Source organism: Halomonas alimentaria (assembly GCF_009902005.1).
Taxonomy (GTDB): domain Bacteria; phylum Pseudomonadota; class Gammaproteobacteria; order Pseudomonadales; family Halomonadaceae; genus Halomonas; species Halomonas alimentaria.
In genome coordinates, this window is the sequence record NZ_WUTT01000001.1 from 70,026 (window position 1) to 90,787 (window position 20,762).

Sequence of the window (20,762 nt, forward strand, 5' to 3'; positions counted from 1 at the left end):
CCGGAGGCTCCGTTGGCCCACCCGCGACTCGATGACGTCAAGACCTACCTGCTCGACCTCCAGGAGCGCCTGTGTGCTGCCCTGGCCGCCGCGGATGGCGGCGCCGGATTCCGCGAGGATGCCTGGCAGCGCCCGGAGGGCGGCGGCGGCCGCTCGCGGGTGATCGAGAACGGGCGCGTGTTCGAGAAGGGCGGGGTCAACTTCTCCCATGTGTATGGCGAACGCCTGCCGCCTTCGGCGACCGCGGCTCGCCCCGAGCTCGCCGGACGCAGCTTCCACGCGGTGGGGGTCTCCTGGGTGCTGCACCCGGAGAATCCCCATGTGCCGACGAGCCACGGCAACGTGCGCTTCTTCATCGCCGAGAAGCCCGGCGAGGCGCCGGTGTGGTGGTTCGGGGGCGGCTTCGACCTGACGCCCTTCTACCCGGTGCTCGAGGATGTGGTGCACTGGCACCGGGTGGCCCGGGAGGCCTGTGCGCCCTTCGGCGAGGAGGTCTACCCACGCTTCAAGGCGTGGTGTGACGACTACTTCTATCAGAAGCATCGTGACGAGACCCGGGGCGTGGGCGGGCTATTCTTCGACGACCTCAACGACTGGGGCTTCGAGCGCAGCTTCGCCTTCCAGCGCGCCGTGGGCGACGCCTTCCTCGAGGCCTACCTGCCCATCGTGAGTCGCCGCGTCGACACCCCCTGGAGCGAGCGTGAGCGCGACTTCCAGCTCTATCGACGCGGGCGTTACGTGGAGTTCAACCTGGTCTGGGACCGCGGCACCCTGTTCGGGCTGCAGAGTGGCGGGCGCACCGAGTCGATCCTGATGTCGATGCCGCCGCTGGCGCGCTGGGAGTATGCCTGGGAGCCCGAGGAGGGGAGCCCGGAGGCGGAGCTCTATGCACACTACCTGCACCCCCGGGACTGGCTTGGCGAAGCACGAGAGGAGAACGAAGCATGATCGATCGCTACTGTGTCTTCGGCCATCCGGTGGCCCACTCGAAGTCGCCGCTGATCCACGCGGCCTTCGCCGAGCAGACGGGCGAGAGCATCGAGTACACCGCCATCGAGGCGCCACTGGATGACTTCACCGGCGCCTGGCGGCGCTTTACGGCCGAGGGCGGACGTGGCGCCAACGTCACCGTACCCTTCAAGGAGGAGGCCTTCCGGCTCAGCGACACGCTCAGCGAGCGCGCCCGCCGCGCCGGGGCGGTCAACACCCTGGTCCTGGGAGGTAACGGCCTGACATATGGCGATACCACCGATGGCATCGGTCTGGTGCGCGACCTCGAGCGCCACGGCGTGACGCTGGCCGGAGCACGAATCCTGGTGCTGGGCGCCGGAGGCGCGGTGCGCGGGGTGCTGGAGCCGCTGCTGGCCGCGGGGCCGGGAAGCCTGTTCGTGGCCAACCGCACCGCCGAGAAGGCCGCGCGGCTCGCCGCCGACTTCAGCGACCTGGGTGAGATTGCCGGCGGCGGCTTCGACGCCGTGGCCGGTCCCTTCGACCTGGTGATCAACGGCACCAGCGCCAGTCTCGCCGGTGACCTGCCACCGCTGCCCGATGACCTCTTCGCCCCGGGGGCCACCGCCCACGACATGATGTATGGCGCCGTGCCCACCGTCTTCCTGCGCTGGGCCGCCGAGCGTGGCGCGCGAACCGTGGACGGCCTCGGCATGCTGGTGGAGCAGGCGGCGGAGTCATTCTTCCAGTGGCGGGGCAGGCGACCCGAGACGGCCCCGGTGCTGGAGGCCCTCCGCCAGGCGCTGTGATCTCGGCGGCGCCCTTCAGCGCCGCTTGGTATAGAGCCCCACCATGCACAGCACCAGCCCGACCAGCGACAGCAGCATCCCGCCGTTGACCAGCCAGGGGTAGCGCTGCAGCCAGGAGACGAAGGGCTGTGGCGTGTCGCGGCACACTCCCTCCAGATAATCCCAGTGGCCACCGGAGAGCGTGCACTCGCGCACGCTCGAGTACTCCCAGAAGTAGACCCCCATCAGCACCAGCATGGGGGCGATCAGCAGCAGCAGTCCCAGTCTCAGCATCTTACGGCCTCGGACAGTCGGGGGTGCGGCCGGCCTGGCGAGCACGCTCGTAGCGGCCCAGGGCCTCGTGCATGCGCGCCTGCAGGTCCTGGGTGCGCTGGCCGTGGCTGGGGTGACTTGAGAGCCAGGCCGGCGGACGGGCCCCGCCCTGGGCGCTCATGTTCTCCCACAGCGCCAGGCTGGCCCGGGGGTCGAAGCCGGCGTCGGCCATCAGGTAGAGGCCCAGTTCATCGGCCTCGCTCTCGTGGCGCCGCGAGAAGGGCATCAGGATGCCGTACTGGGCGCCCATGCCCAGGGCGCCCATGATCTGCTGGCCGCCTGCGCCCTCCAGGCCCGCTGCCGAGGAGAGCACCGAGAGTCCCAGTTGGGTGGCGGTCTGGGTGGAGACCCGCTCGTTGGCATGGCGGGCCAGCACATGGGTGATCTCGTGGCCGATCACCGCGGCCAGTTGATCCTGGTTCCTGGCCACCTTCAGCAGGCCGGTGTTGACCCCCATGTAGCCCCCGGGCAGGGCGAAGGCGTTGGCATCCTCGGCCTCGAAGACGCGGATCTGCCAGTTCTGCGACTCTCGTTGCCGGGGCGGCAGGGCGCTTACCAGCGCACTGGCCACACACTGCACATAGCGGTGGGTAGCGCCGCCCACGGTGGGGCGCTCCTGTTGATATTGCTCGAAGGCCTGGGCGCCCATCTGGTCGAGTTGGGCGTCCGACACCAGGGTCAGCTGCTGGCGGCCGGTGGGCGAGGTGGTACAGGCGGCCAGGGCGAGGCTGAGGGCACCGATGGCGAAAGGTTTGATCCAGCGCATGGCGGGTCTCCTTGGTGGGGTGTGGCATCCAGCCAACGTAAGACGCTGGACGGGCGTCCGGGTTCGCCACAAGATACCCTGAACGCCTGCAAGGTCAACCACTGACACGGTGTGCCCGATGGCATGAGGCTTACCCGGCGACAGGCCTTCGAGGGGGCGCTGTGAACCCCTCCCTGGGCGCTACCGACGCCATCCCTGGCGTAGGCCCCCCTCTTCGACCTGTCCCCGGCGCCTCATGCGGTGTGTGCGCCGCCATCGACATGGAGAAGGAGAGGAACATGGATCCCGAGCTGACGCGTCGCCTGCTGCATCTGCTGGATCACGTCGAGCACTGGCTGCCCCCGGCCCCGGTGGAGGTGGACTGGTCGCGGGACGTGGCCGCCCTGTGGCAGCGCCACGCCCTGGGTGGGCGCCTGCTGCCGGTGCCACCGCGCGACGCCCTGAGCCTGGATGACCTGCTGGGCATCGAGCGCCAGAAGCTGGCGCTGGTCGACAACACCCGGGCCTTCCTGCAGGGCCTGCCGGCCAACCACGCCCTGCTGTGGGGCTCTCGGGGCAGCGGCAAGTCGTCGCTGATCCGCGCCCTGCTCAACAGCCTGGCCAGTGAGGGGCTGCGCTTGGTGCAGGTGGATCGCCACGACCTCGCCAGCCTGCCGATGCTGGTAGAGCAGCTGCGCCACCACGGTCAGCGCTTCGTCGTCTACTGCGACGACCTCTCCTTCGAGGGCCACGACGATGCCTACAAGGCGCTGAAGAGCGTGCTCGACGGCGCCCTGACCGGCCCGCCGCCCAACGTGCTGCTCTACGCCACCTCCAACCGCCGCCACCTGCTGCCGGAGTCGATGAACGACAACGAGGGCTCGCGGCTGGTGGGTGATGAACTCCATCACGGCGATGCCGTGGAGGAGAAGATCTCGCTCTCCGACCGTTTCGGGCTATGGCTGGGTTTCCACCCCTTCAACCAGGACGTCTACCTGGAGGCGTGCTGCCACTGGGTCACCCAACTGGGGCGCCGCGAGGACTGGAACGCCGAGGCGCGCGCCGAGGCGATCCGCTTCGCCACCCTGCGCGGCGGGCGCAGCGGTCGCGGCGCCTGGCAGTTCGCCACCCAGTGGGTGGGCCGCCGGCGCCTGCACGGGCGCTAGGAGAGCCGAAACGACGCCGCCCCGGGGATACCGAGGCGGGTCGGGCGCTGTGGGCCGTGCCGGGCGCAGCAGGGTCAGCGGCGGCTCTTGCGCGCCTCCTTGGTGCGACCCAGTTCGCGTTTCTTGGCCTTCTCTCGATCGCTGGCGTTGGCCATGGGGTCGAAGGGGTTGCTGCCGGAGCGGAACTCGAAGCGCATCGGCGTGCCACGCACCTTGAGCACCTTGCGGAAGGTGTTGGTCAGGTAGCGGCGATAGGCCTCGGGCAGGGAGCCGGTCTGATTGCCGTGGACCACGATGATCGGTGGGTTGCTGCCGCCCTGGTGGGCCATGCGCAGCTTGATACGGCGACCACGAACCAGGGGTGGCTGGTGGGATTCCACCGCGTCCTGCAGGATGCTGGTCAGACGATTGGTGGACCAGTGGGCGTTGGCCGAGGCGAAGGCGCGCTCCAGCGATGGATAGAGGTCGCCCACGCCGGTGCCGTGCAGCGCCGAGATGAAGTGCAGGTCGGCGTAGTCGGCGAAGCCCAGGCGGCGCTTGATCTCGGCGCGCATCTTCTCCTTGGCCTCGCTCTCCAGGCCATCCCACTTGTTCACGGCCAGCACCAGCGCGCGGCCGGTGGTCAGCACGTAGTCGAGCAGGTGCAGGTCCTGCTCCACCAGCCCGGAGCGGGCGTCGAGCACCATGATCGCGACATGGCACTCCTTGATCGCCTCCAGGGTCTTGATGATCGAGAACTTCTCGGCGATCTCGTGAACGTTCTTGCGGCGCCTCACGCCAGCGGTATCCACCAGCACATAGGGCTTGCCGCGGCGCTCGAAGGGGATCTCGATGGCATCGCGGGTGGTGCCCGCCTCGTCGAAGACCACCACGCGCTCCTCGCCGAGCAGGCGGTTGACCAGGGTCGACTTGCCCACGTTGGGGCGGCCGATGACACCGATGCGGATGCCCTTGGTGCCGGTATCCGCCGGGATGCTCTCGTCGCGCTCCGGGAAGGGGGCGAGCACTTCGTCGATCAGCGTGGTGACGTTGCGGCCATGGGCGGCGGCGATGGGCCGCGGCTCGCCCAGGCCCAGTTCCCAGAACTCGGCGGTGGCGCTGTCCTCGTCGAGGCCATCGGTCTTGTTGACGACGAGCCAGGTCTTCTTCTGGTTGACCCGCAGGTGGTTGGCGATGGCCTGGTCGGCGACGTTGAGACCGGCCCGGGCGTCGACCAGGAACAGCACGATGTCGGCCTCGTCGATGGCGGCCAGCGACTGCTCGGCCATGGCGGCATCGATGCCATCCTCGTCACCGCTGATGCCGCCGGTGTCGATGACCGTGTAGGCCTTGCCGCCGAGCATGCCGTTGCCGTACTTGCGGTCCCGGGTCAGGCCCGGGAAGTCGGCCACCAGGGCGTCGCGGGTGCGAGTCAGGCGGTTGAACAGGGTCGACTTGCCCACATTGGGCCGGCCGACCAGGGCGATCACGGGTGTCATCGGATATCCAGGGTCTCGAGGGTGCCGTCATTGGCCAGCACATGAATGCGGTTGCCTTCGGTGACCGGGCGCACGCCGATCCCGGAGCCGTCGATTCGCTCACGACCGACCATATCGCCGCTGCGCGCGTCGATCAGGTGCAGGTAGCCTTCGTAATCGCCGAACACCAGCTTGCCGTCGGCGAAGGCCGGTGAGGTAGGCTTGCGGCCCTCCAGGTCGGTGTTGCGCCACACCTCCTCACCGTTGGCTGCGGCCAGGGCCAGGATGCGCCCCGACTCCTCCACCACGAACAGGAAGTCGCCCACCACGATGGGCGTGTGGTAGCTGGAGAGGTCGCGGGCCCACAGCGGATCGCCGCGGGACGCTTCCAGGGCCACCAGGCGGCCGTTGTAGCTGGTCACGAAGAGGCGGCCATCGGGAGTCAGTACCGGCTGGGCGGCGAGGTCCACCAGGCGCTCGATGTCGCTGCGCCCCTGGGCCACGGCGATGCGTCGCTCCCACAGTGGCTGGCCGCTGCGGTTGTCCAGGGCCACCAGGCGGCCGTTGGCGAAGCCGGCAAAGGTCAGCGGGTCGATGGTGGTGGGGGTACCGGTGCCGCGCAGTGTCAGCGAGGGCAGGCTGGCCTGGTAGCTCCAGCGCTCGTCGCCGCTGCTGCGGTCCAGGGCGGTGATGGTGCCGTCGACGCTCTGCACGATCAGCAGCTGCTGGTTGGGCTGCGGGGCGGCCAGTACCTCGCTGGGCACGCGGGCGCGCCAGCGCACGCTGCCATCGCGCTGGCTCACCGCCAGCACCTCGCCGTTGCGGGTGCCCAGGTAGAGGTCCCCGGCCACCGCGGTCAGCGCGCTGGAGACCGGCACCTCGAGGTCGACTTCCCAGCGGGTGTCGCCGTCATCGGCGTCGAAGGCGAACAGCTCGCCGCGATAGTCGGCGGCGAACAGGGCGTCGCCGTCGCGGGCCGGGGCGATGGGGTAGGCGGCGCGCCCCAGGCCGTCACCAGCGCCCTCGCGCCAGGCGCTGGAGAGCTCTGCGCTCGCCGCGAAGTCGCTGAGCTCGGTGGGCGGATACTGCGGTTCCACCTTGTTGCCGGCGCAGCCCGCCAGCAGGGTCAGGCCCGCGAGGGTGGCGATCAGGAAGGTCGGTTTCATGAGTCCAGTCCCTGGTTGTCGGGACCCGCTGCCAGGCCCAGGTTGTCGAGCTTGAGTTGCACGCCGTAGAGCGGCTGGTCGTTGGTCTCGGCGAGATCCAGCGCCTCGCGCCAGGCCACGGCGGCATCGGCCTCGCGGCCCAGGGCATGCAGCGCATCGCCGCGCACCTCGGCGCGCTGGGCGGCCAGCGCTTCGGGAACGCCGCTCTCCAGGGCGTCGAGTGCCGCCTCCGCGTCGCCGTCGGCAACCAGCAGGCGTCCGAGGCGCAGGCGCGCCAGGCCGCCCACATAGCCGCGAGAGTCGGCATCCGCCAGGGCCTGCAGCCGCTCGCGGGCCCCCGCGAGGTCGCCCTGAGCGACCGCCAGGCGGGCATCTACCAGGCGTGCCAGATCGGCATAGAGGGTCTTGCCGTGCTCCTCGACGATCTCCTCCACCAGGGCGCGGGCCTCGGGCAGTTGGGCCTCGTCGAGGGCGTTGCCGGCGGTCAGGTTGACCAGCTGCTGGTAGCGCATCGAGGCGGCGGTGGCCTGGTTCTCCTGGTAGCCCTGCCAGGCGTTCCAGCCCAGCACGCCGGCCCCGGCGATGACCACGCCGGCGATCAGCGAGAGGCCGTTCTCCTTCCACCAGCGCTTGAGCGCCTCGACCTGTTCTTCCTCGGTTCTCAGCTCCGCCACGGGCGGTCTCCTTGTATGTCTCGTGTGGGCCTTCAGGCCAGCAGTTGGCGCAGCTCGTCGACCAGGGCGTCCCGCGCCAGGCTGCGCTGCTCACGCTCCTCGCGCAGGAACTTCAGGGTCGCGGTGCCGTGTGCGAGTTCGTCCTCGCCGAGCAGCAGGGCCAGGCGGGCGCCGCTGCGGTCGGCCTTCTTGATGCGACTCTTGAAGCTGCCGCCGCCGCAGTGCAACTGGGCACGCAGCTCGGGCAGTTCGCCACGCAGGCGTTCGACCAGCTGCAGGGCGGTACCGGCAGCGGCGTCATCCATGGGCAGCACATAGAGGTCGAGCTCGCCGCGGGCGGCGTCGGGAATCAGCTCCAGGGTCTCGAGCAGCAGCACCAGGCGCTCGATGCCCATGGCGAAGCCCACCGCCGGGGTCGGCTTGCCGCCCAGCTGCTCCACCAGACCGTCGTAGCGGCCGCCGGCGCATACCGTGCCCTGGCTGCCCAGGGCGGTGGTGGTCCACTCGAAGACGGTGCGGCCGTAGTAGTCCAGGCCGCGCACCAGCCGCGGGTTGATCACGTAGTCGATGCCGGCATCGTCGAGCAGCGCGCAGAGCGCCTCGAAGTGCTCCCGGGAGTCAGCGTCCAGATGGTCGAGGAGCCGCGGGGCGCCGGCCAGCATCTCGGCCATCTCCGGGTTCTTGGAGTCGAGGATGCGCAGCGGGTTGCTGGTCAGCCGCCGGCGCGAGTCCTCGTCGAGCACATCGAGATGCTGCTCGAAGTAGGCCACCAGGGTGTCGCGATAGGCGGTCCTAGCCTCGGAGGAGCCCAGGGAGTTGAGCTCCAGGGTGACGTGCTCCATCAGGCCCAGCTCGCGCCACAGGCGGGCCGAGAGCAGGATCACCTCGGCGTCGATATCCGGACCCTCGAGGCCGAAACTCTCCACGCCCACCTGGTGGAACTGGCGATAGCGCCCCTTCTGGGGGCGCTCGTGGCGGAACATCGGACCCTGGTACCACAGACGCTGGGTCTGGTTGTGCAGCAGGCCGTGCTCCATGGCGGCGCGCACGCAGCTCGCCGTGCCCTCGGGGCGCAGGGCGAGGCTGTCACCGTTGCGATCCTCGAAGGTATACATCTCCTTCTCGACGATATCGGTGACCTCGCCGATGGAGCGCGCGAACAGCGCGGTCTGTTCGACGATGGGGGTGCGGATCTCGGCGTAGCCGTAGCGGGCCATCAGGTCACGGACCTTGCCCTCGAAGTACTGCCACAGCGGCGACTGCTCCGGCAGCAGGTCGTTCATGCCGCGAATGGCCTGGATCTTCTTCTTGCTGGGTGCCTTGTGACTTGCTTGGGACTTGCTCAACGGTGGCTCCTTGATGGGTGCCGGCGACTCAGGCGTCGCGGGCGATCACGTCCTGTTCGGCCTGCTCCTTCTCGCGCACCTTGTCGCGGATCAGCCGCTCGAGGTCATCGACCAGGTGGTCGTTGCGCAGCTTGGAGGCCGGCTTGCCATCGATATAGACGAGGTTGGCCGGTGAACCGCCGGTGAGGCCGACATCGGTCTCCTTGGCCTCGCCGGGACCGTTGACCACGCAGCCGATCACCGAGACATCGAGGGGAGTCATGACGTCCTCGAGACGTTCCTCCAGGGCGTTCATGGTGCCGATGACGTCGAAGTTCTGGCGCGAGCAGCTGGGGCAGGCGATGAAGTTGATGCCCTTGGAGCGCAGGCGCAGGCTCTTGAGCATGTCGAAGCCGACCTTGATCTCCTCTACCGGGTCGGCGGCGAGCGACACGCGGATGGTGTCGCCGATGCCGTCCATCAGCAGCATGCCCAGCCCGATGGAGGACTTGACGGTGCCCGAGCGCAGCCCGCCGGCCTCGGTGATGCCGAGATGCAGCGGCTGCTCGATGCGCGTGGCCAGGTCGCGATAGGCGGCCACCGCCATGAACACGTCGGAGGCCTTGACACTGACCTTGAAGTCGGGGAAGTCGAGGCGGTCGAGGTGGTCGATATGGCGCATGGCCGACTCCACCAGAGCCGCGGGGGTGGGCTCGCCATACTTCTTCTGCAGGTCCTTCTCCAGCGAGCCGGCGTTGACGCCGATGCGGATCGGGATGCCGTTGTCACGGGCGGCGGAGACCACGGCGCGTACGCGCTCTTCCTTGCCGATGTTGCCGGGGTTGATACGCAGACAGTCGACGCCGAGCTCGGCGACGCGCAGGGCGATCTTGTAGTCGAAGTGGATATCGGCGACCAGCGGCACCTCGACCTCGCGCTTGATACGGCCGAAGGCCTCGGCGGCATCCATGTCCGGTACCGAGACACGAACGATATCGGCGCCGGCGGCCTCGAGCTGGCGGATCTGCGCCACGGTGGCGGCCACGTCGAGGGTGTTGGTGTTGGTCATGCTCTGCACCGAGATCGGGGCATCGCCCCCGACGGCTACCCTGCCGACGTGGATCTGGCGCGACTTGCGACGGACGATAGGGGATTGTGCGTGCATGATGGTGGAATCATTCTCCCAGGGTGAAGCGGGCGACGTTGTTGGCGCCGGCGCGCTCGACGAGGTCCACAGGTTCACCCTGCCAGACCAGCTCGACGCCGGTGGCGTTGCCCACGGTGAGGCGGAAGGGCGGCTCGCCTTCGACGCTGGCCGTGGTGCCGGGTTCCTGCAGGCCGACGAAGACACGCTGGTTGTTGGCGTCGAAGACCTCGGTCCATGACTGTTCATTGAAGGTGAAGGCCAGGCGACCGGTATCGTCCTGCGGCTCGGCGGTGGCAGCGTCGGCCTGCTCGGCCTCCGCCGTAGTCTGTTGCTGCTCCTCGTCGGCTGCGGCCTCGCTATCCTGCTCCTCGCGGGCGGCGTCCGATGCGTCGACGCTCGCGGCGAGCTCGGCGTCCACCGATGCGTCGTCGGCGAGGGTGTCGTCGGTCTCCTCGCCGAGTGCCTGGGCGGTGGACTCTGCCTCGGCTACCTCCTCGGGCAGCGGCGGCAGGCTATCCGGCCCGGTGCCGTCGGCTGAGGTGTCGGGCTCGGTCACGCTGGCGGAGCCATCCAGGCGGTCGACGGAGACCGGATCGCTCTCGCCGATGCTGGGTGGCTCGCCGCCGCCGCGGCTCTGCCACCACATCAGGGTCAGACCGATCAGGCCGGCCAGCACCAGCAGCGACACCAGGCGGAACAGCCAGGCGCCCAGGCGCGAGGGAGGCTTGCTGATCTGGACCGGGGTGACCTTGCGCTGGGCGGCATCCTGGCTGCCGAAGCGGGCGTGATAGGCAGCCAGCACCGGGGCGTCGTCGATGCCCAGCAGGTGCGCGTAGGCGCGCAGGTAGCCACGCCGGTAGGTGGCGATCGGCACCTCCTCGTAGCTGTCCTCCTCCAGGCCGCGGACCACCGCCGGCCGCAGGTTGAGCGCGCCGGCCACCTCGGAGACGGAGAGGCCCTGGTTCTCGCGTTCAAGCCTCAGCTGCTCGCCGGGCGAGGCCGTGGCATCAGCGTGCAGGTCCGGTTCGTGGGTGTCGCTCATGGCGGCGCATCCTTCGGTGGTGTTCTCGGATCAGGGCGTGGTGCCACGCCCCTCCAGCTGTTGGGTATAGAAGGCGGCAGTGGCGCTGTCGCCCTGGGCGCGGGCGATGTCACCGGCCAGCCTCAGGGCCTCCGGGCGCGGCCCGGCCAGGCGCATGAAAGCCTCGATCTGCGCTCGTGCCTGGGCCAGGTTGTTGTCGGCGTACTCCAGCTCGGCCAGGGTGAAGTAGCTGCGCGGCGCACGCGGATCGATCTCCTGGGCGCGCTGCAGATTGCGGCGTGCCTCCTGCACCTCCCCCAGCTCGCGATGGCACTGCCCGAGGTTGGCGAACAGCTGGGCGCGATTGGGATATTGGGCATCAGTCGAGGCCCGTTCGAGCTGCTCGCAGGCTTCGCGTACGCGGCCCCGGGCGTAGAGAAAGGCCGCGTAGTTGTTGCGCGCGCGGGTGAAGTTGGCGTCCGCCGCCAATGCCCGACGGAAGGTCTCGTCGGCCAGCGCCTCCTCCCCCTGGCGCTGGTAGACCATGGCCATGGCCTGCAGTGCCTCGGGGTCGTCGGGGGCGATCTCCAGGGCGCGGTCCAGGGCGCTCATGGCGCGGCGCAGGTTGTTGCGCTCCAGATAGGCGACGCCGAGCTGGGTGTAGGCGTCGGCCGGGCTGGCCTCGCGGTCGGCGCCGCTGATGCCCTGGGACTGTGTGGCACAACCGGTCAGCCACAGGCCGCCCAGCAGGGCGGCCAAGGGCAGCAGCGAGCGTCCGGGCAGTCGTGAGCGGCGGGTCATGAACTCCTCCCGAGGGTCGGCGGGCTCCCTCCGGCGGCGTGCCGCGGGCAAACGGAAGCCGGGGGGAGGCAGGGCCTGCCCATCAAAGCGCTGTGCCCGGTTGAAGTCAAGGCAGGCTCCCTTCAGTCGGCGTCGATCTGGATCGACTTGATATAGCGCTCGTGCCGACGGGTGCGGTCCTTCACCCGGCCCACCAGCTGGCCGCAGGCGGCGTCGATATCGTCACCGCGAGTGGAGCGGATCGGTGCCGTGTAGCCCAGTTCGTAGAGCCACTGCTGGAAGCGCATCACCTGGTTGCGTGACGGCTTCTCGTAGCCCGAATGGGGGAAGGGGTTGAAGGGAATCAGGTTGATCTTGCATGGCAGCTCGCGCAGCAGTTCGGCGAGCTGCTCGGCGTGCTCCTGCTGGTCGTTGACGTCCTTGATCACCGTGTACTCGATGGTGACCATGCGCGTGTCGTCGCACTTGGCGAGATAGCGCTGGCAGGCATCCAGCAGGCTGCGGATATTGTACTTGCGGTTGAGCGGCACCAGCTCGTTGCGCAACTCGTCGTTGGCGGCGTGCAGCGAGATGGCCAGGCTCACGTCGAGCTCGTCGCCGAGCTTGTCGAGCATCGGCACGACCCCGGAGGTGGAGAGCGTGACGCGGCGCTTGGAGAGGCCGTAGCCGTCGTCGTCGAGCATCAGCTTCATGGCCGGCACGACGTTGTCGTAGTTCATCAGCGGCTCGCCCATGCCCATCATCACCACATTGGTGACCGGGCGATTGGCGGTGTCCTTGCGCGGGCCCACGCTGCGCTGGGCCACCCACACCTGGCCGATGATCTCGGCGGCGGTGAGGTTGCGCTGGAAGCCCTGCTTGCCGGTGGAGCAGAAGCTGCAGTCCAGCGAGCAGCCCACCTGGGAGGAGACGCACAGGGTGCGGCGCTTGCCGTTGTCGGCGGGGATCAGCACCGTCTCGACATAGCTGCCGTCCTCGACCTCCAGCACCCACTTGCGGGTGCCGTCGCTGGAGGTGCCCTCGTAGACCACGCCGGGGCCGCGGATCTCGGCCACCTCGGCGAGCCTGGCGCGAAGCGCCTTGGCGAGGTTGGTCATGGCCGCGAAGTCGTCACAGCCCTCGTGGTGGATCCACTTCATCACCTGGGCGGCACGGAACTTCTTCTCGCCGATGGAGAGGAAGAAGGCTTCCATCTCCTGGCGGGACATGCCGAGCAGGTTGGTCTTCTGGGGTGCGGTATCAGCGGTCATGGCGATCAGCGGGTCGGGGAAGGGAAGGCGGCAGGGGAGGCGGGGACAGGGCCCCGCCCGGAGCCTGGATCAACGCGGGCCGAAAATCAGCGCGGGCAAAGTTCGCTGCTCTCGAAGAAGTAGGCGATCTCGCGCTCGGCGGACTCGGGAGAATCGGAACCGTGCACGGCGTTGGCGTCGATGGTCTCGGCGAAGTCGGCGCGGATGGTGCCCGGCGCGGCTTCCTTGGGGTTGGTGGCGCCCATCAGGTCACGGTTCTTGGCGATGGCGTCGTCGCCCTCGAGCACCTGCACGACCACCGGGCCGGAGGTCATGAAGCCGACCAGATCCTTGAAGAAGGGGCGCTCCTTGTGCTCGGCGTAGAAGCCGCCGGCCTTGTCGTCGTCCAGCTTGAGCATCTTGGCGGCGACGACCTTGAGGCCGGCCTTCTCGAAGCGGGCGATGATCTCGCCGATGGCGTTCTTGGCGACGGCATCGGGCTTGATGATGGACAGGGTGCGCTGGGTAGCCATGGGCATGTCTCCAGTAGGGGGTGATGGGGTGTCGAAAGAGTGCGCCGCGCCACCCTCGGGCTTGGGAAAGCGAGGGCGGCGCGGCGAATCGGGTAATGCGGCTCGGCGATGCGCCGACTGGGCCGGGATTATAGCGCCCCGCGGTGGCGTTGAACAATCGTCGCTGATCGCGAGGCGCGGCGCGCCTCGGGTCGCGGGAATTCTGTGAACCTAGACCGAAAAGCTCTCGCCGCAGCCGCACTGGTCCTTGACGTTGGGGTTGTTGAAGCGGAAGTAGCGGTTGAGCCCCTCGTTGACGTAGTCGACCTCGCTGCCGTCGAGCATTTCCAGGGCATCGGGGGCGACGAAGACCTTGACCCCGTGCTCCTCGAAGCAGGTGTCGTCGTTGGCCGCCTCGTCGGCGAAGTCGAGCACGTAGCTGTAGCCGGAGCAGCCGCTGGGCTTGACCGAGACGCGCAGGCCAAGGCCCTGGCCGCGCTCGTCGAGCACCCGGCGGATCTGCTCGGCGGCGGCGTCGGTGATGGTGAGATGCGCCATGGTCTCTCTCCTGTGGGTAGCTGCCTGTTGCAGGGGTTGCGCCTGTCGCGAAGGCGTCATTGGGCCTGACGGCGCAGGCCGGACAGGGCGTGACGCAGGGCGTCGACGGCCCGGTCGATGTCGGCCTCGGTGGTGAAGCGTCCGAAGCTGAAACGCAGCGAGGCGAGCGCCAGCGCCCGCGGCAGGCCGATGCTCTTCAGTACATAGGATGGCTCGACGCTGGCCGAGTTGCAGGCCGAGCCGGTGGAGAGGGCGATATCGCGCAGTGCCATCAACAGCGACTCGCCCTCCACGCCGGCGAAGGCCAGGTTGAGGATATTGGGCACGGCGGCCTCCAGCGCAGTATTGCGATGGATGCCGTCGAGGTCGGCCAGGCCCTCGAGCAGGCGGTCGCGCAGTGAGGTGATGCGGGCCTGGTCGGCCTCGCCCTCGGCGGCGGCGATGGCGAAGGCCTCGCCCATGCCGACGATCTGGTGAGTGGGCAGGGTGCCGGAGCGCATGCCGCGCTCGTGGCCGCCGCCGTGGATCAGCGCCTCGACGCGGATATCGGGGTGGCGCCTGACGTAGAGGGCGCCAACGCCCTTGGGTCCATAGGCCTTGTGCCCGGAGAGCGACATCAGGTCGATCCCCAACTGGTTCACATCGAGGTCGATGCGGCCCACCGCCTGGGCGGCGTCGACATGGAAGGCGGCGCCGCCGGCATGGGCCACCTCGGCCAGTGCCGCCAGGTCGTGGATCACGCCGAGTTCATTGTTGACCGCCATCAGCGACACCAGCACGGTGTCTTCGCGCAGTGCCTCGCGCAGCTGTGCCGGGCTGATCCGCCCGTCGCCTGCCGGTGTCAGCCAGGTCACCTTGAAGCCCTCGTCCTCCAGCGCCCGGGCGGTATCCACCACTGCCTTGTGCTCGACGACGGAGGTGATCAGGTGGCGGCCACGGTGGCGATTGGCGCGCAGGAAGCCGGTCAGGGCCAGGTTGTCGGCCTCGGTGGCACCGCTGGTCCAGACGATCTCGCGCGGATCGGCAGCGATCAGGTCGGCCACCTGGCGGCGGGCATTCTCCACCGCCTGCTCGGCCTGCCAGCCCAGCATGTGGCTGCGCGAGGCGGGGTTGGCGAAGATGCCGTCGAGGGTCAGGTGGCGCGCCATCAGCTCGGCGACCCGGGGGTCGACGGGGGTGGTGGCAGCGTAGTCGAGATAGACGGGTGTGGTCATGGCCTCGGGAAGTCTCGGTTTGGCCTGGCGGTCAGGGCGCTGAGGCGAGGATGCTGTCGTCGCCATCGAGGCGACGCCGCTGACGGCTGGCGATCTGCTGGATCTCCTGGCGGTCGGCCAGCTGACCCAGGGTGACGCCGTCGAGGAAGCCGTGGATATGCGCCGACAGCTCGATCCACAGGTGGTGGGTGAGGCAGGTATCGCCCTGCTGGCAGTCGGAGAGGCCACCGCAGCGCGTGGCGTCCACGGACTCATCCACGGCGTCGATCACCCGCGCCACCGAGATTGTCTCCGGCGCCTGGGCCAGCAGGTAGCCGCCCCCCGGGCCGCGCACGCTGTCGACCAGCCCGGCACGGCGCAGGCGGGCGAACAGCTGTTCGAGGTAGGAGAGCGAGATCTCCTGGCGTCGCGAGATGTCGGCCAGGCAGATCGGCCCGCTGCGGGCGTTCATCGCCAGGTCGAGCATGGCGGTGACGGCGTAGCGTCCCTTGGTGGTCAGGCGCATGGCGTCCTCGGCGCCGCCGGGGCGGCGTTGGGTAAGCGTCGGCTCCGGGGGAGCGGTCGAACTGGCCATGCATTATGGGAAAGACCGAGTGTCGCGGTCAACCTTTTGGAGGGTTGCCTCAGGGCAATCGCAGGTGAAGTACCGCTCAAGGCTTTCCCGGCGACAGGCCTGCGAGGGGGCGCTGTGAACCCGTCCCTGGGCGCTACCGATGCCATCCCTGGCATAGGACCCCCTCTGCGGCCTGTCCCCGACGCCTTTCGCTATTGCCGCATGGCTAACTGTTTATAGCCCTTGGGTTGCCCTAGTCGCGTCGCTCCCCTTCGCCGGCCTTCTCGGTCGCTTCGGTGGCCGGCGCCTTTTCCGGCATCTTGCAGGCGTCGTCGAGCACCTCGGCGAAGTCCTCGTCACGCAGCTCCGGCAGCTCGCCCTCGCGGTAGCTGGCGTCCACCTTGCGCAGGGTCTGGCACATGCGCTCGAGGCGCTCGTCCACGGCGTGCATATGATCGAGCATCGCCTGGATGGAGCGGGCCACCGGGTCGGGCATGTCCTCGCTGACCCCGTAGGCGTCGAAGCCGAACTTGCGGCGAATCGCCTCGCGGCGCTCGGGGTCGACGTCCAGGGTGTCGGCGGTATCCGGCTCCTCGCGCTTGACGATCTTGCCGGGGATGCCCACCACGGTGGCGCCGGCGGGGACCTCCTTGGTCACCACGGCGTTGGAGCCGATCTTGGCTCCGGTCCCGACGCTGAAGGGGCCGAGGATCTTGGCGCCGGCGCCGACGATCACGCCATCCTCCAGGGTGGGGTGGCGCTTGCCCTTGTTCCAGCTGGTGCCGCCCAGGGTCACGCCCTGGTAGAGGGTCACGTCGTCGCCCACCTCGGCGGTCTCGCCGATCACCACGCCCATGCCGTGGTCAATGAAGAAGCGTCGGCCGATGGTGGCCCCCGGGTGGATCTCGATGCCGGTCAGCCAGCGCGAGAAGGTGGAGAGGCTGCGTGCCAGCCAGCGCAGGTTGGCACGCCACAGGCGGTGGCTCAGGCGGTGGAGCAGCAGGGCGTGCAGGCCCGGGTAGTTGGTCAGCACTTCGAGGAAGTTGCGTGCCGCCGGGTCGCGGTCGAAAACGCTGTTGATGTCCTCACGCAGGCGTTGAAACATGCAGCGGTCCTTGGGCTTGGATGGGCAGGGCGGCAACCGCCGCGGATGATCATCTCAGTGTGGGGGCGGCGGTGGGGAGCTTCAAGGCGAGCCTGCCCCTTTCCGCCGGGCGTTGGCCATCACTCATCCCGCGGCGGGGCGAGCTTCTCGGTATCCGAGAGGATGCCGCGCAGGATATTGAGCTCCATGCGCTCGGGGCGGGCGCGCAGGGTGAAGCGACGCAGCCGGGCCATCAGCTGGCGAGGGGTGGCCGGGTCATGGAAGCCGATGGCGACCAGGGTGCGCTCCAGGTGGGCGAAGTAGTGCTCGAGCTCGGCGTGGGTGGCCAGGGCCTGGTCAGGCTCCACCGGGGCGGCCGGCTCTCCCGCCAGCCAGGCCTGGCGGCACTCGTAGGCCAGTACCTGCACCGCCGCGGCCAGGTTCAGCGAGCTGAAGTCCGGGTTGGTGGGGATGTGCACGTGGGCATGGCAGCGCTGCAGTTCGGCATTGGTCAGGCCGCTGTCCTCGCGGCCGAACACCAGCGCCACCCGGGCGTCGGGGTCTGCCAGCTCCTGGGGCAGGCGGTCGCCCAGCTCGCGCGGCGAGAGCATCGGCCAGGGCAGGGTCCGCGAGCGGGCGCTGGCGCCCACCACCAGGGTGCAGTCGGCCACGGCCTCCTCCAGGGTGTCGACCACCCGGGCGCCGTGCACCAGGTGGTCGGCACCGGAGGCCCGTGACACGCTATCGGCGGTGATCGGCTCGCAGCGCGGTGCCACCAGGGCCAGGTCGCTCAGGGCCATGTTGTGCATGGCGCGGGCGGTGGCGCCGATATTGCCGGGGTGGCTGGTGCCGATCAGGACGATACGGATGCGCTCGAGCATGGGTCAGGGTCCGGTGCTGCAGGAAGTTGAGGGGCGCAGTCTAGCATGCGAGCGTCGGGGTGGATGGCGCGTCACGAGCGCTTCTGCTAGGATTCGCGCCAGCGTTTCGAGTGAACGCCCCGTTCTTTAACACCACCGACTCCCCAAGGCCCGATCATGCATCCGATGGTCCAATACGCGCTGCGCGCCGCCCGCAGCGCCGGCGAGCAGTTCCTGCGCATTCGCGAGCGCATCGAGAACTCCCACCAAGAGCACAACCTCGACCGCCTGCTGGAAGACGCCGCGCGCAACGCCGAGACACTGATCGTGCGTCAGCTCTCCCGCGGCTACCCCCAGCACGGCGTCGTCGGCCGTTTCACCCCCCATCGCGAGGGGGAAGGCGAGGGGCGCGATGTGCTGTGGCGCATCGAACCCTTCCACGGCTACTCGAACCTCGAGGTGGCCGCTCCCGGCTTCGCGCTGTCACTGGTATGCCTGGTCAAGGGCCGTGCGGAGCATGCGGTGGTGATCTGCCCCTTCAGCGACGACGAGTACCTGGCCAGCCGTGGCCGTGGTGCCCAGCACAACGGCAAGCGCATCCGTGTCCCCGGCAAGCATGCCGTGGCCGGCACGCGCGTCGCCATGGGGCTGCCCGACAGCTCGCTGCGCAATCGCTACCTGCCCTCCTACCTGACCCTGGTGCAGCAGCTCGGTCCGCTCATTGAGGTGCAGCGCGCCAGCGGCAGCGGCCTGCTCGACCTCGCCGAGCTGGCCTCCGGGCGTGCCGATGCCGCCTTCGTGTTGGGCCTGGAGGAGCAGGACCTCCACGTCGGCGGCCTGCTGCTCAAGGAGTCCGGCGCGCTGATGGGGACCCCGGACGGCCAGCCCAGGGTGGATGCGGATGGTCCGCTGATGGCCGCCGGCCCACGCCTCTACAAGGCGCTGGTGCAGCAGCTCAAGCCGCACTTCTGACGCTGCGGCGAGCCTGACCCGGGCCCGAGTGAAAGCCCCGCGGCGCGCAAGTGCCGCGGGGCTTTCGTGTGTTTGGGGGGGAGGCTGGGGCTCAGGTCGGCGCCTGGCAGAGCAGCGTCAGCGTCTCGATGAGGCTCTCCATCTCGTCATCGGTGCCGATGCTGATGCGCAGGTGGTCGCGCAGCGCCTCGGTGTTGAAGTGGCGCACCAGCACGCCCCGCTCGCGCAGCCCCACGAAGAGCTGGGCGGCATCCTGGTCGGGGTGGCGGACCAGCAGGAAGTTGGCCTGGGAGGGCAGTACCTCGAAGCCCAGTCGCTCGAGCGCGCTGCGGGTTTGCTCGCGGGTGGTGATCACCCGTTCACGGCACGCCGCGAAGTGCTCCTCATCGGCCAGGGAGGCGATGGCCACGGCGCTGGCCAGGCTGTCCACCGGGTAGGAGTTGAAGGAGTCCTTGACCCGCTCCAGCCCCTCGATCAGTTCCCTGGAGCCCACCGCATAGCCCAGCCGCAGGCCGGCCAGGCTGCGTGACTTGGAGAAGGTGCCGGTGACCAGCAGGTTGGGGAAGCGCTCCACCAGCGGTACCGCGCTCTCGCCGCCGAAGTCCACGTAGGCTTCGTCGATCAGCACCACCGACTCGGTGATCCTCTCGAGCAGGGTGGCGATCGCCGCGCGATCGTGGCCGTGGCCGGTGGGGGCGTTGGGGTTGGCGAAGACCACCCCGCCCGCCGAGGGGGCGAATGCCGCGAGATCCACCGACCAGTCGGCGGCCAGCGGCAGGGCCTGGCGCTCGATGTCGTAGAGCCGGCAGTAGACCGGGTAGAAGCTGTAGGTGATCGCCGGCATCTGCAGCGCCGCTGCCTGGCGGAAGAAGGCCTGGAAGGCCAGTGCCAGTACCTCGTCGGAGCCATTGCCCACGAACACCTGCCCGACCTCGACGCCGAACTCCGCGGCCAGCGCTTCGCGCAGCGCCCGGGACTCGGGGTCCGGATAGCGGCGCAGGTGGTCGCTGGGGAAGTCGCGCAGCACGGCGCCGACTCCCGGGGCCGGGGGGTAGGGGTTCTCGTTGGTGTTCAGCTTGATCAGGCGCTCGCGGGGCTGCTCGCCGGGAACATAGGGCGTCAGCTCGCGGACCTCGGGGCTCCAGAACTTGCTCATGGCTCTCGCTCGGGACAGTGAGGGATAGCAGGCATGGTGACCCGCGCGGCCGAGCCGCGCAAGCCGTGCTAGGCTGGTGCCCCCTGACCTCTGAACACAACGACATCGCGATGACCGCCCAGATCCTTGCCACCCTGCTGCCGGTATTCCTGATTGCCGGATGCGGCACCCTCTATGGCCGCCTGCGCAACCCCGATATCGCCACCCTCAACACGCTCAACATGGAGCTCTTCGTGCCCATGCTGGTGTTTGCCGTGCTGGCCGACGGCCAGGCCCCGCTGGAGGAGTATGCGGGGCTGGCGCTGGGTGGCACGGTGGTGGTGCTGGGCTCGGGGCTGGTGCTGTGGCCGCTGGTGAAGTGGCTGGGGCTGGAGGTGAAGACCTTCCTGCCGCCGATGATGTTCAACAACTCCGGCAACATGGGCATCCCGCTGCTGCTGCTGGCCTTCGGCGATGCGGCGCTGCCCGCCGCGGTGGTGCTGTTCATCGTCGAGATGCTGCTGCACTTCACGGTGGGGTTGTGGATGTTGAGTCCCGGCTCCTCGCTGCTGCGCATCCTGCGTCTGCCCATCGTGCTGGCCACCTTCGCCGGCCTGGCGGTCAACCTGCTGGGCGTGCCGCTGCCCGGCTGGCTGCTGGAGGCGCTGCATATGCTGGGCGGGGTGTGTATCCCGCTGCTGCTCTTCGCCCTCGGCGTGCGCATGCTCGATATCGATTTCTCGGACTGGAAGACCGGCCTGCTGGGCGCCGTGCTCTGCCCGCTCTCGGGGCTGGTACTGGCCGCGCCGCTGGTCTGGCTGCTGGGGCTCTCCGGGCTGCAGGCCGCGGCGCTGTGGGTGTTCGCCGCCCTGCCGCCGGCGGTGCTCAACTATCTGGTTGCCGAGCAGTACCGCCAGGAGCCTCACAAGGTCGCCTCGCTGGTGCTGATCGGCAACCTCGGCTCGCTGGTGGTGATGCCGGTGGTGCTGGCGCTGGTCTTCGCCCACGTGCATGCCGGTATCGGCGGATGAGGGGAAACTGTGCGTCGGCCGTATCAACGGTTATGCTGTGACT

The 20,762-nt window shown here is 69.0% G+C and carries 22 protein-coding genes; 5 read left to right on the top strand and 17 right to left on the bottom strand.

Annotated elements, in window-relative coordinates:
* Nucleotides 1-12: 12 nt before the first annotated feature.
* Entirely contained in the window at nucleotides 13-948 is a 936-nt protein-coding gene (gene hemF / locus GRB96_RS00310; RefSeq protein ID WP_161429921.1) for an oxygen-dependent coproporphyrinogen oxidase, read from the top strand.
* Nucleotides 945-1,757, top strand: coding sequence for a shikimate dehydrogenase (aroE, locus tag GRB96_RS00315; RefSeq protein ID WP_161429922.1), 813 nt, complete (start codon nucleotides 945-947; stop codon nucleotides 1,755-1,757). The genes hemF and aroE overlap by 4 nt, the downstream gene beginning before the upstream one ends.
* 15 nt (nucleotides 1,758-1,772) lie before the next feature.
* Here aroE and GRB96_RS00320 read toward each other — a convergent pair whose 3' ends face one another.
* Both GRB96_RS00320 and GRB96_RS00325 read right to left on the bottom strand, forming a co-directional pair.
* Nucleotides 1,773-2,030, bottom strand: coding sequence for a hypothetical protein (locus tag GRB96_RS00320; RefSeq protein ID WP_161429923.1), 258 nt, complete (start codon nucleotides 2,028-2,030; stop codon nucleotides 1,773-1,775).
* A 1-nt stretch (nucleotide 2,031) separates the two neighbouring features.
* Nucleotides 2,032-2,835 carry a M48 family metallopeptidase gene (locus GRB96_RS00325; RefSeq protein WP_161429924.1) on the bottom strand — a complete coding sequence of 268 codons (804 nt, stop codon included), beginning with the start codon at nucleotides 2,833-2,835 and terminating at the stop codon, nucleotides 2,032-2,034.
* 278 nt (nucleotides 2,836-3,113) lie between these two features.
* On the opposite strand from GRB96_RS00325, the gene GRB96_RS00330 reads away from it, so the two are divergent.
* Nucleotides 3,114-3,980 (top strand): ATP-binding protein, encoded by an 867-nt coding sequence (locus GRB96_RS00330; RefSeq protein ID WP_161429925.1) that lies wholly within the window; start codon nucleotides 3,114-3,116, stop codon nucleotides 3,978-3,980.
* Between the two features lie 74 nt (nucleotides 3,981-4,054).
* Here the strand turns inward: GRB96_RS00330 and der are convergent, their stop codons facing one another.
* The 14 genes from der to GRB96_RS00400 form a co-directional block, all read right to left on the bottom strand.
* Nucleotides 4,055-5,458, bottom strand: coding sequence for a ribosome biogenesis GTPase Der (gene der, locus GRB96_RS00335; RefSeq protein ID WP_161429926.1), 1,404 nt, complete (start codon nucleotides 5,456-5,458; stop codon nucleotides 4,055-4,057).
* The gene (bamB, locus tag GRB96_RS00340) at nucleotides 5,455-6,603 is read right to left on the bottom strand and encodes an outer membrane protein assembly factor BamB (protein ID WP_161429927.1); all 1,149 of its coding nucleotides are present in this window, start codon (nucleotides 6,601-6,603) and stop codon (nucleotides 5,455-5,457) included. The genes der and bamB overlap by 4 nt, the downstream gene beginning before the upstream one ends.
* The gene (locus tag GRB96_RS00345; protein ID WP_161429928.1) at nucleotides 6,600-7,277 is read right to left on the bottom strand and encodes a YfgM family protein; all 678 of its coding nucleotides are present in this window, start codon (nucleotides 7,275-7,277) and stop codon (nucleotides 6,600-6,602) included. The genes bamB and GRB96_RS00345 overlap by 4 nt, the downstream gene beginning before the upstream one ends.
* A gap of 32 nt (nucleotides 7,278-7,309) precedes the next feature.
* Complete coding sequence (gene hisS / locus GRB96_RS00350) at nucleotides 7,310-8,623, bottom strand: histidine--tRNA ligase (protein WP_276608731.1); 1,314 nt, start codon at nucleotides 8,621-8,623, stop codon at nucleotides 7,310-7,312.
* 28 nt (nucleotides 8,624-8,651) lie between these two features.
* Nucleotides 8,652-9,767 (bottom strand): flavodoxin-dependent (E)-4-hydroxy-3-methylbut-2-enyl-diphosphate synthase, encoded by a 1,116-nt coding sequence (ispG, locus tag GRB96_RS00355; protein ID WP_161429929.1) that lies wholly within the window; start codon nucleotides 9,765-9,767, stop codon nucleotides 8,652-8,654.
* Nucleotides 9,768-9,777: 10 nt separating this feature from the next.
* Nucleotides 9,778-10,791 (bottom strand): RodZ domain-containing protein, encoded by a 1,014-nt coding sequence (locus GRB96_RS00360; protein WP_161429930.1) that lies wholly within the window; start codon nucleotides 10,789-10,791, stop codon nucleotides 9,778-9,780.
* Nucleotides 10,792-10,821: 30 nt separating this feature from the next.
* On the bottom strand, nucleotides 10,822-11,571 hold the full coding sequence (gene pilW, locus GRB96_RS00365; protein ID WP_161429931.1) for a type IV pilus biogenesis/stability protein PilW: 750 nt from the start codon (nucleotides 11,569-11,571) through the stop codon (nucleotides 10,822-10,824).
* A 122-nt stretch (nucleotides 11,572-11,693) separates the two neighbouring features.
* Nucleotides 11,694-12,821 carry a dual-specificity RNA methyltransferase RlmN gene (gene rlmN, locus GRB96_RS00370; protein ID WP_161429932.1) on the bottom strand — a complete coding sequence of 376 codons (1,128 nt, stop codon included), beginning with the start codon at nucleotides 12,819-12,821 and terminating at the stop codon, nucleotides 11,694-11,696.
* Between the two features lie 86 nt (nucleotides 12,822-12,907).
* Nucleotides 12,908-13,333, bottom strand: a complete 426-nt coding sequence (ndk, locus tag GRB96_RS00375; protein WP_161429933.1) for a nucleoside-diphosphate kinase — start codon at nucleotides 13,331-13,333, stop codon at nucleotides 12,908-12,910.
* 210 nt (nucleotides 13,334-13,543) lie between these two features.
* Entirely contained in the window at nucleotides 13,544-13,870 is a 327-nt protein-coding gene (locus GRB96_RS00380) for a HesB/IscA family protein (RefSeq protein ID WP_161429934.1), read from the bottom strand.
* A 56-nt stretch (nucleotides 13,871-13,926) separates the two neighbouring features.
* Nucleotides 13,927-15,084 carry an IscS subfamily cysteine desulfurase gene (locus GRB96_RS00385; protein WP_161429935.1) on the bottom strand — a complete coding sequence of 386 codons (1,158 nt, stop codon included), beginning with the start codon at nucleotides 15,082-15,084 and terminating at the stop codon, nucleotides 13,927-13,929.
* Nucleotides 15,085-15,115: 31 nt separating this feature from the next.
* The gene (locus GRB96_RS00390) at nucleotides 15,116-15,589 is read right to left on the bottom strand and encodes an Rrf2 family transcriptional regulator (RefSeq protein WP_161432943.1); all 474 of its coding nucleotides are present in this window, start codon (nucleotides 15,587-15,589) and stop codon (nucleotides 15,116-15,118) included.
* Nucleotides 15,590-15,890: 301 nt separating this feature from the next.
* Nucleotides 15,891-16,742 carry a serine O-acetyltransferase gene (gene cysE, locus GRB96_RS00395; RefSeq protein ID WP_161429936.1) on the bottom strand — a complete coding sequence of 284 codons (852 nt, stop codon included), beginning with the start codon at nucleotides 16,740-16,742 and terminating at the stop codon, nucleotides 15,891-15,893.
* Between the two features lie 119 nt (nucleotides 16,743-16,861).
* Nucleotides 16,862-17,602: an RNA methyltransferase gene (locus GRB96_RS00400; RefSeq protein ID WP_161429937.1), complete on the bottom strand. Its 741-nt coding sequence runs from the start codon at nucleotides 17,600-17,602 to the stop codon at nucleotides 16,862-16,864.
* Nucleotides 17,603-17,758: 156 nt separating this feature from the next.
* Between GRB96_RS00400 and GRB96_RS00405 the strand changes: the two genes are divergently transcribed.
* On the top strand, nucleotides 17,759-18,553 hold the full coding sequence (locus GRB96_RS00405; RefSeq protein ID WP_161429938.1) for an inositol monophosphatase family protein: 795 nt from the start codon (nucleotides 17,759-17,761) through the stop codon (nucleotides 18,551-18,553).
* 91 nt (nucleotides 18,554-18,644) lie between these two features.
* On the opposite strand, the gene hisC is transcribed toward GRB96_RS00405, so the two are convergent.
* On the bottom strand, nucleotides 18,645-19,709 hold the full coding sequence (gene hisC, locus GRB96_RS00410) for a histidinol-phosphate transaminase (RefSeq protein ID WP_161429939.1): 1,065 nt from the start codon (nucleotides 19,707-19,709) through the stop codon (nucleotides 18,645-18,647).
* Nucleotides 19,710-19,819: 110 nt separating this feature from the next.
* Between hisC and GRB96_RS00415 the strand changes: the two genes are divergently transcribed.
* Nucleotides 19,820-20,719 (top strand): AEC family transporter, encoded by a 900-nt coding sequence (locus GRB96_RS00415; RefSeq protein ID WP_161429940.1) that lies wholly within the window; start codon nucleotides 19,820-19,822, stop codon nucleotides 20,717-20,719.
* Nucleotides 20,720-20,762: the final 43 nt, after the last annotated feature.

Excerpts from the sequence above, each read along its gene's own strand:
- GRB96_RS00330 (WP_161429925.1), top strand. The coding sequence starts at position 3,114 with ATGGATCCCGAGCTGACGCGTCGCCTGCTGCATCTGCTGGATCACGTC.
- GRB96_RS00380 (WP_161429934.1), bottom strand. The coding sequence starts at position 13,870 with ATGGCGCATCTCACCATCACCGACGCCGCCGCCGAGCAGATCCGCCGG.
- rlmN (WP_161429932.1), bottom strand. The coding sequence starts at position 12,821 with ATGACCGCTGATACCGCACCCCAGAAGACCAACCTGCTCGGCATGTCC.
- bamB (WP_161429927.1), bottom strand. The coding sequence starts at position 6,603 with ATGAAACCGACCTTCCTGATCGCCACCCTCGCGGGCCTGACCCTGCTG.
- ndk (WP_161429933.1), bottom strand. The coding sequence starts at position 13,333 with ATGGCTACCCAGCGCACCCTGTCCATCATCAAGCCCGATGCCGTCGCC.
- GRB96_RS00390 (WP_161432943.1), bottom strand. The coding sequence starts at position 15,589 with ATGCGCCTGACCACCAAGGGACGCTACGCCGTCACCGCCATGCTCGAC.
- GRB96_RS00360 (WP_161429930.1), bottom strand. The coding sequence starts at position 10,791 with ATGAGCGACACCCACGAACCGGACCTGCACGCTGATGCCACGGCCTCG.
- GRB96_RS00415 (WP_161429940.1), top strand. The coding sequence starts at position 19,820 with ATGACCGCCCAGATCCTTGCCACCCTGCTGCCGGTATTCCTGATTGCC.
- pilW (WP_161429931.1), bottom strand. The coding sequence starts at position 11,571 with ATGACCCGCCGCTCACGACTGCCCGGACGCTCGCTGCTGCCCTTGGCC.
- GRB96_RS00405 (WP_161429938.1), top strand. The coding sequence starts at position 17,759 with ATGCATCCGATGGTCCAATACGCGCTGCGCGCCGCCCGCAGCGCCGGC.
- der (WP_161429926.1), bottom strand. The coding sequence starts at position 5,458 with ATGACACCCGTGATCGCCCTGGTCGGCCGGCCCAATGTGGGCAAGTCG.
- cysE (WP_161429936.1), bottom strand. The coding sequence starts at position 16,742 with ATGTTTCAACGCCTGCGTGAGGACATCAACAGCGTTTTCGACCGCGAC.
- GRB96_RS00400 (WP_161429937.1), bottom strand. The coding sequence starts at position 17,602 with ATGCTCGAGCGCATCCGTATCGTCCTGATCGGCACCAGCCACCCCGGC.
- aroE (WP_161429922.1), top strand. The coding sequence starts at position 945 with ATGATCGATCGCTACTGTGTCTTCGGCCATCCGGTGGCCCACTCGAAG.
- GRB96_RS00385 (WP_161429935.1), bottom strand. The coding sequence starts at position 15,084 with ATGACCACACCCGTCTATCTCGACTACGCTGCCACCACCCCCGTCGAC.
- GRB96_RS00325 (WP_161429924.1), bottom strand. The coding sequence starts at position 2,835 with ATGCGCTGGATCAAACCTTTCGCCATCGGTGCCCTCAGCCTCGCCCTG.
- hisC (WP_161429939.1), bottom strand. The coding sequence starts at position 19,709 with ATGAGCAAGTTCTGGAGCCCCGAGGTCCGCGAGCTGACGCCCTATGTT.
- GRB96_RS00320 (WP_161429923.1), bottom strand. The coding sequence starts at position 2,030 with ATGCTGAGACTGGGACTGCTGCTGCTGATCGCCCCCATGCTGGTGCTG.
- ispG (WP_161429929.1), bottom strand. The coding sequence starts at position 9,767 with ATGCACGCACAATCCCCTATCGTCCGTCGCAAGTCGCGCCAGATCCAC.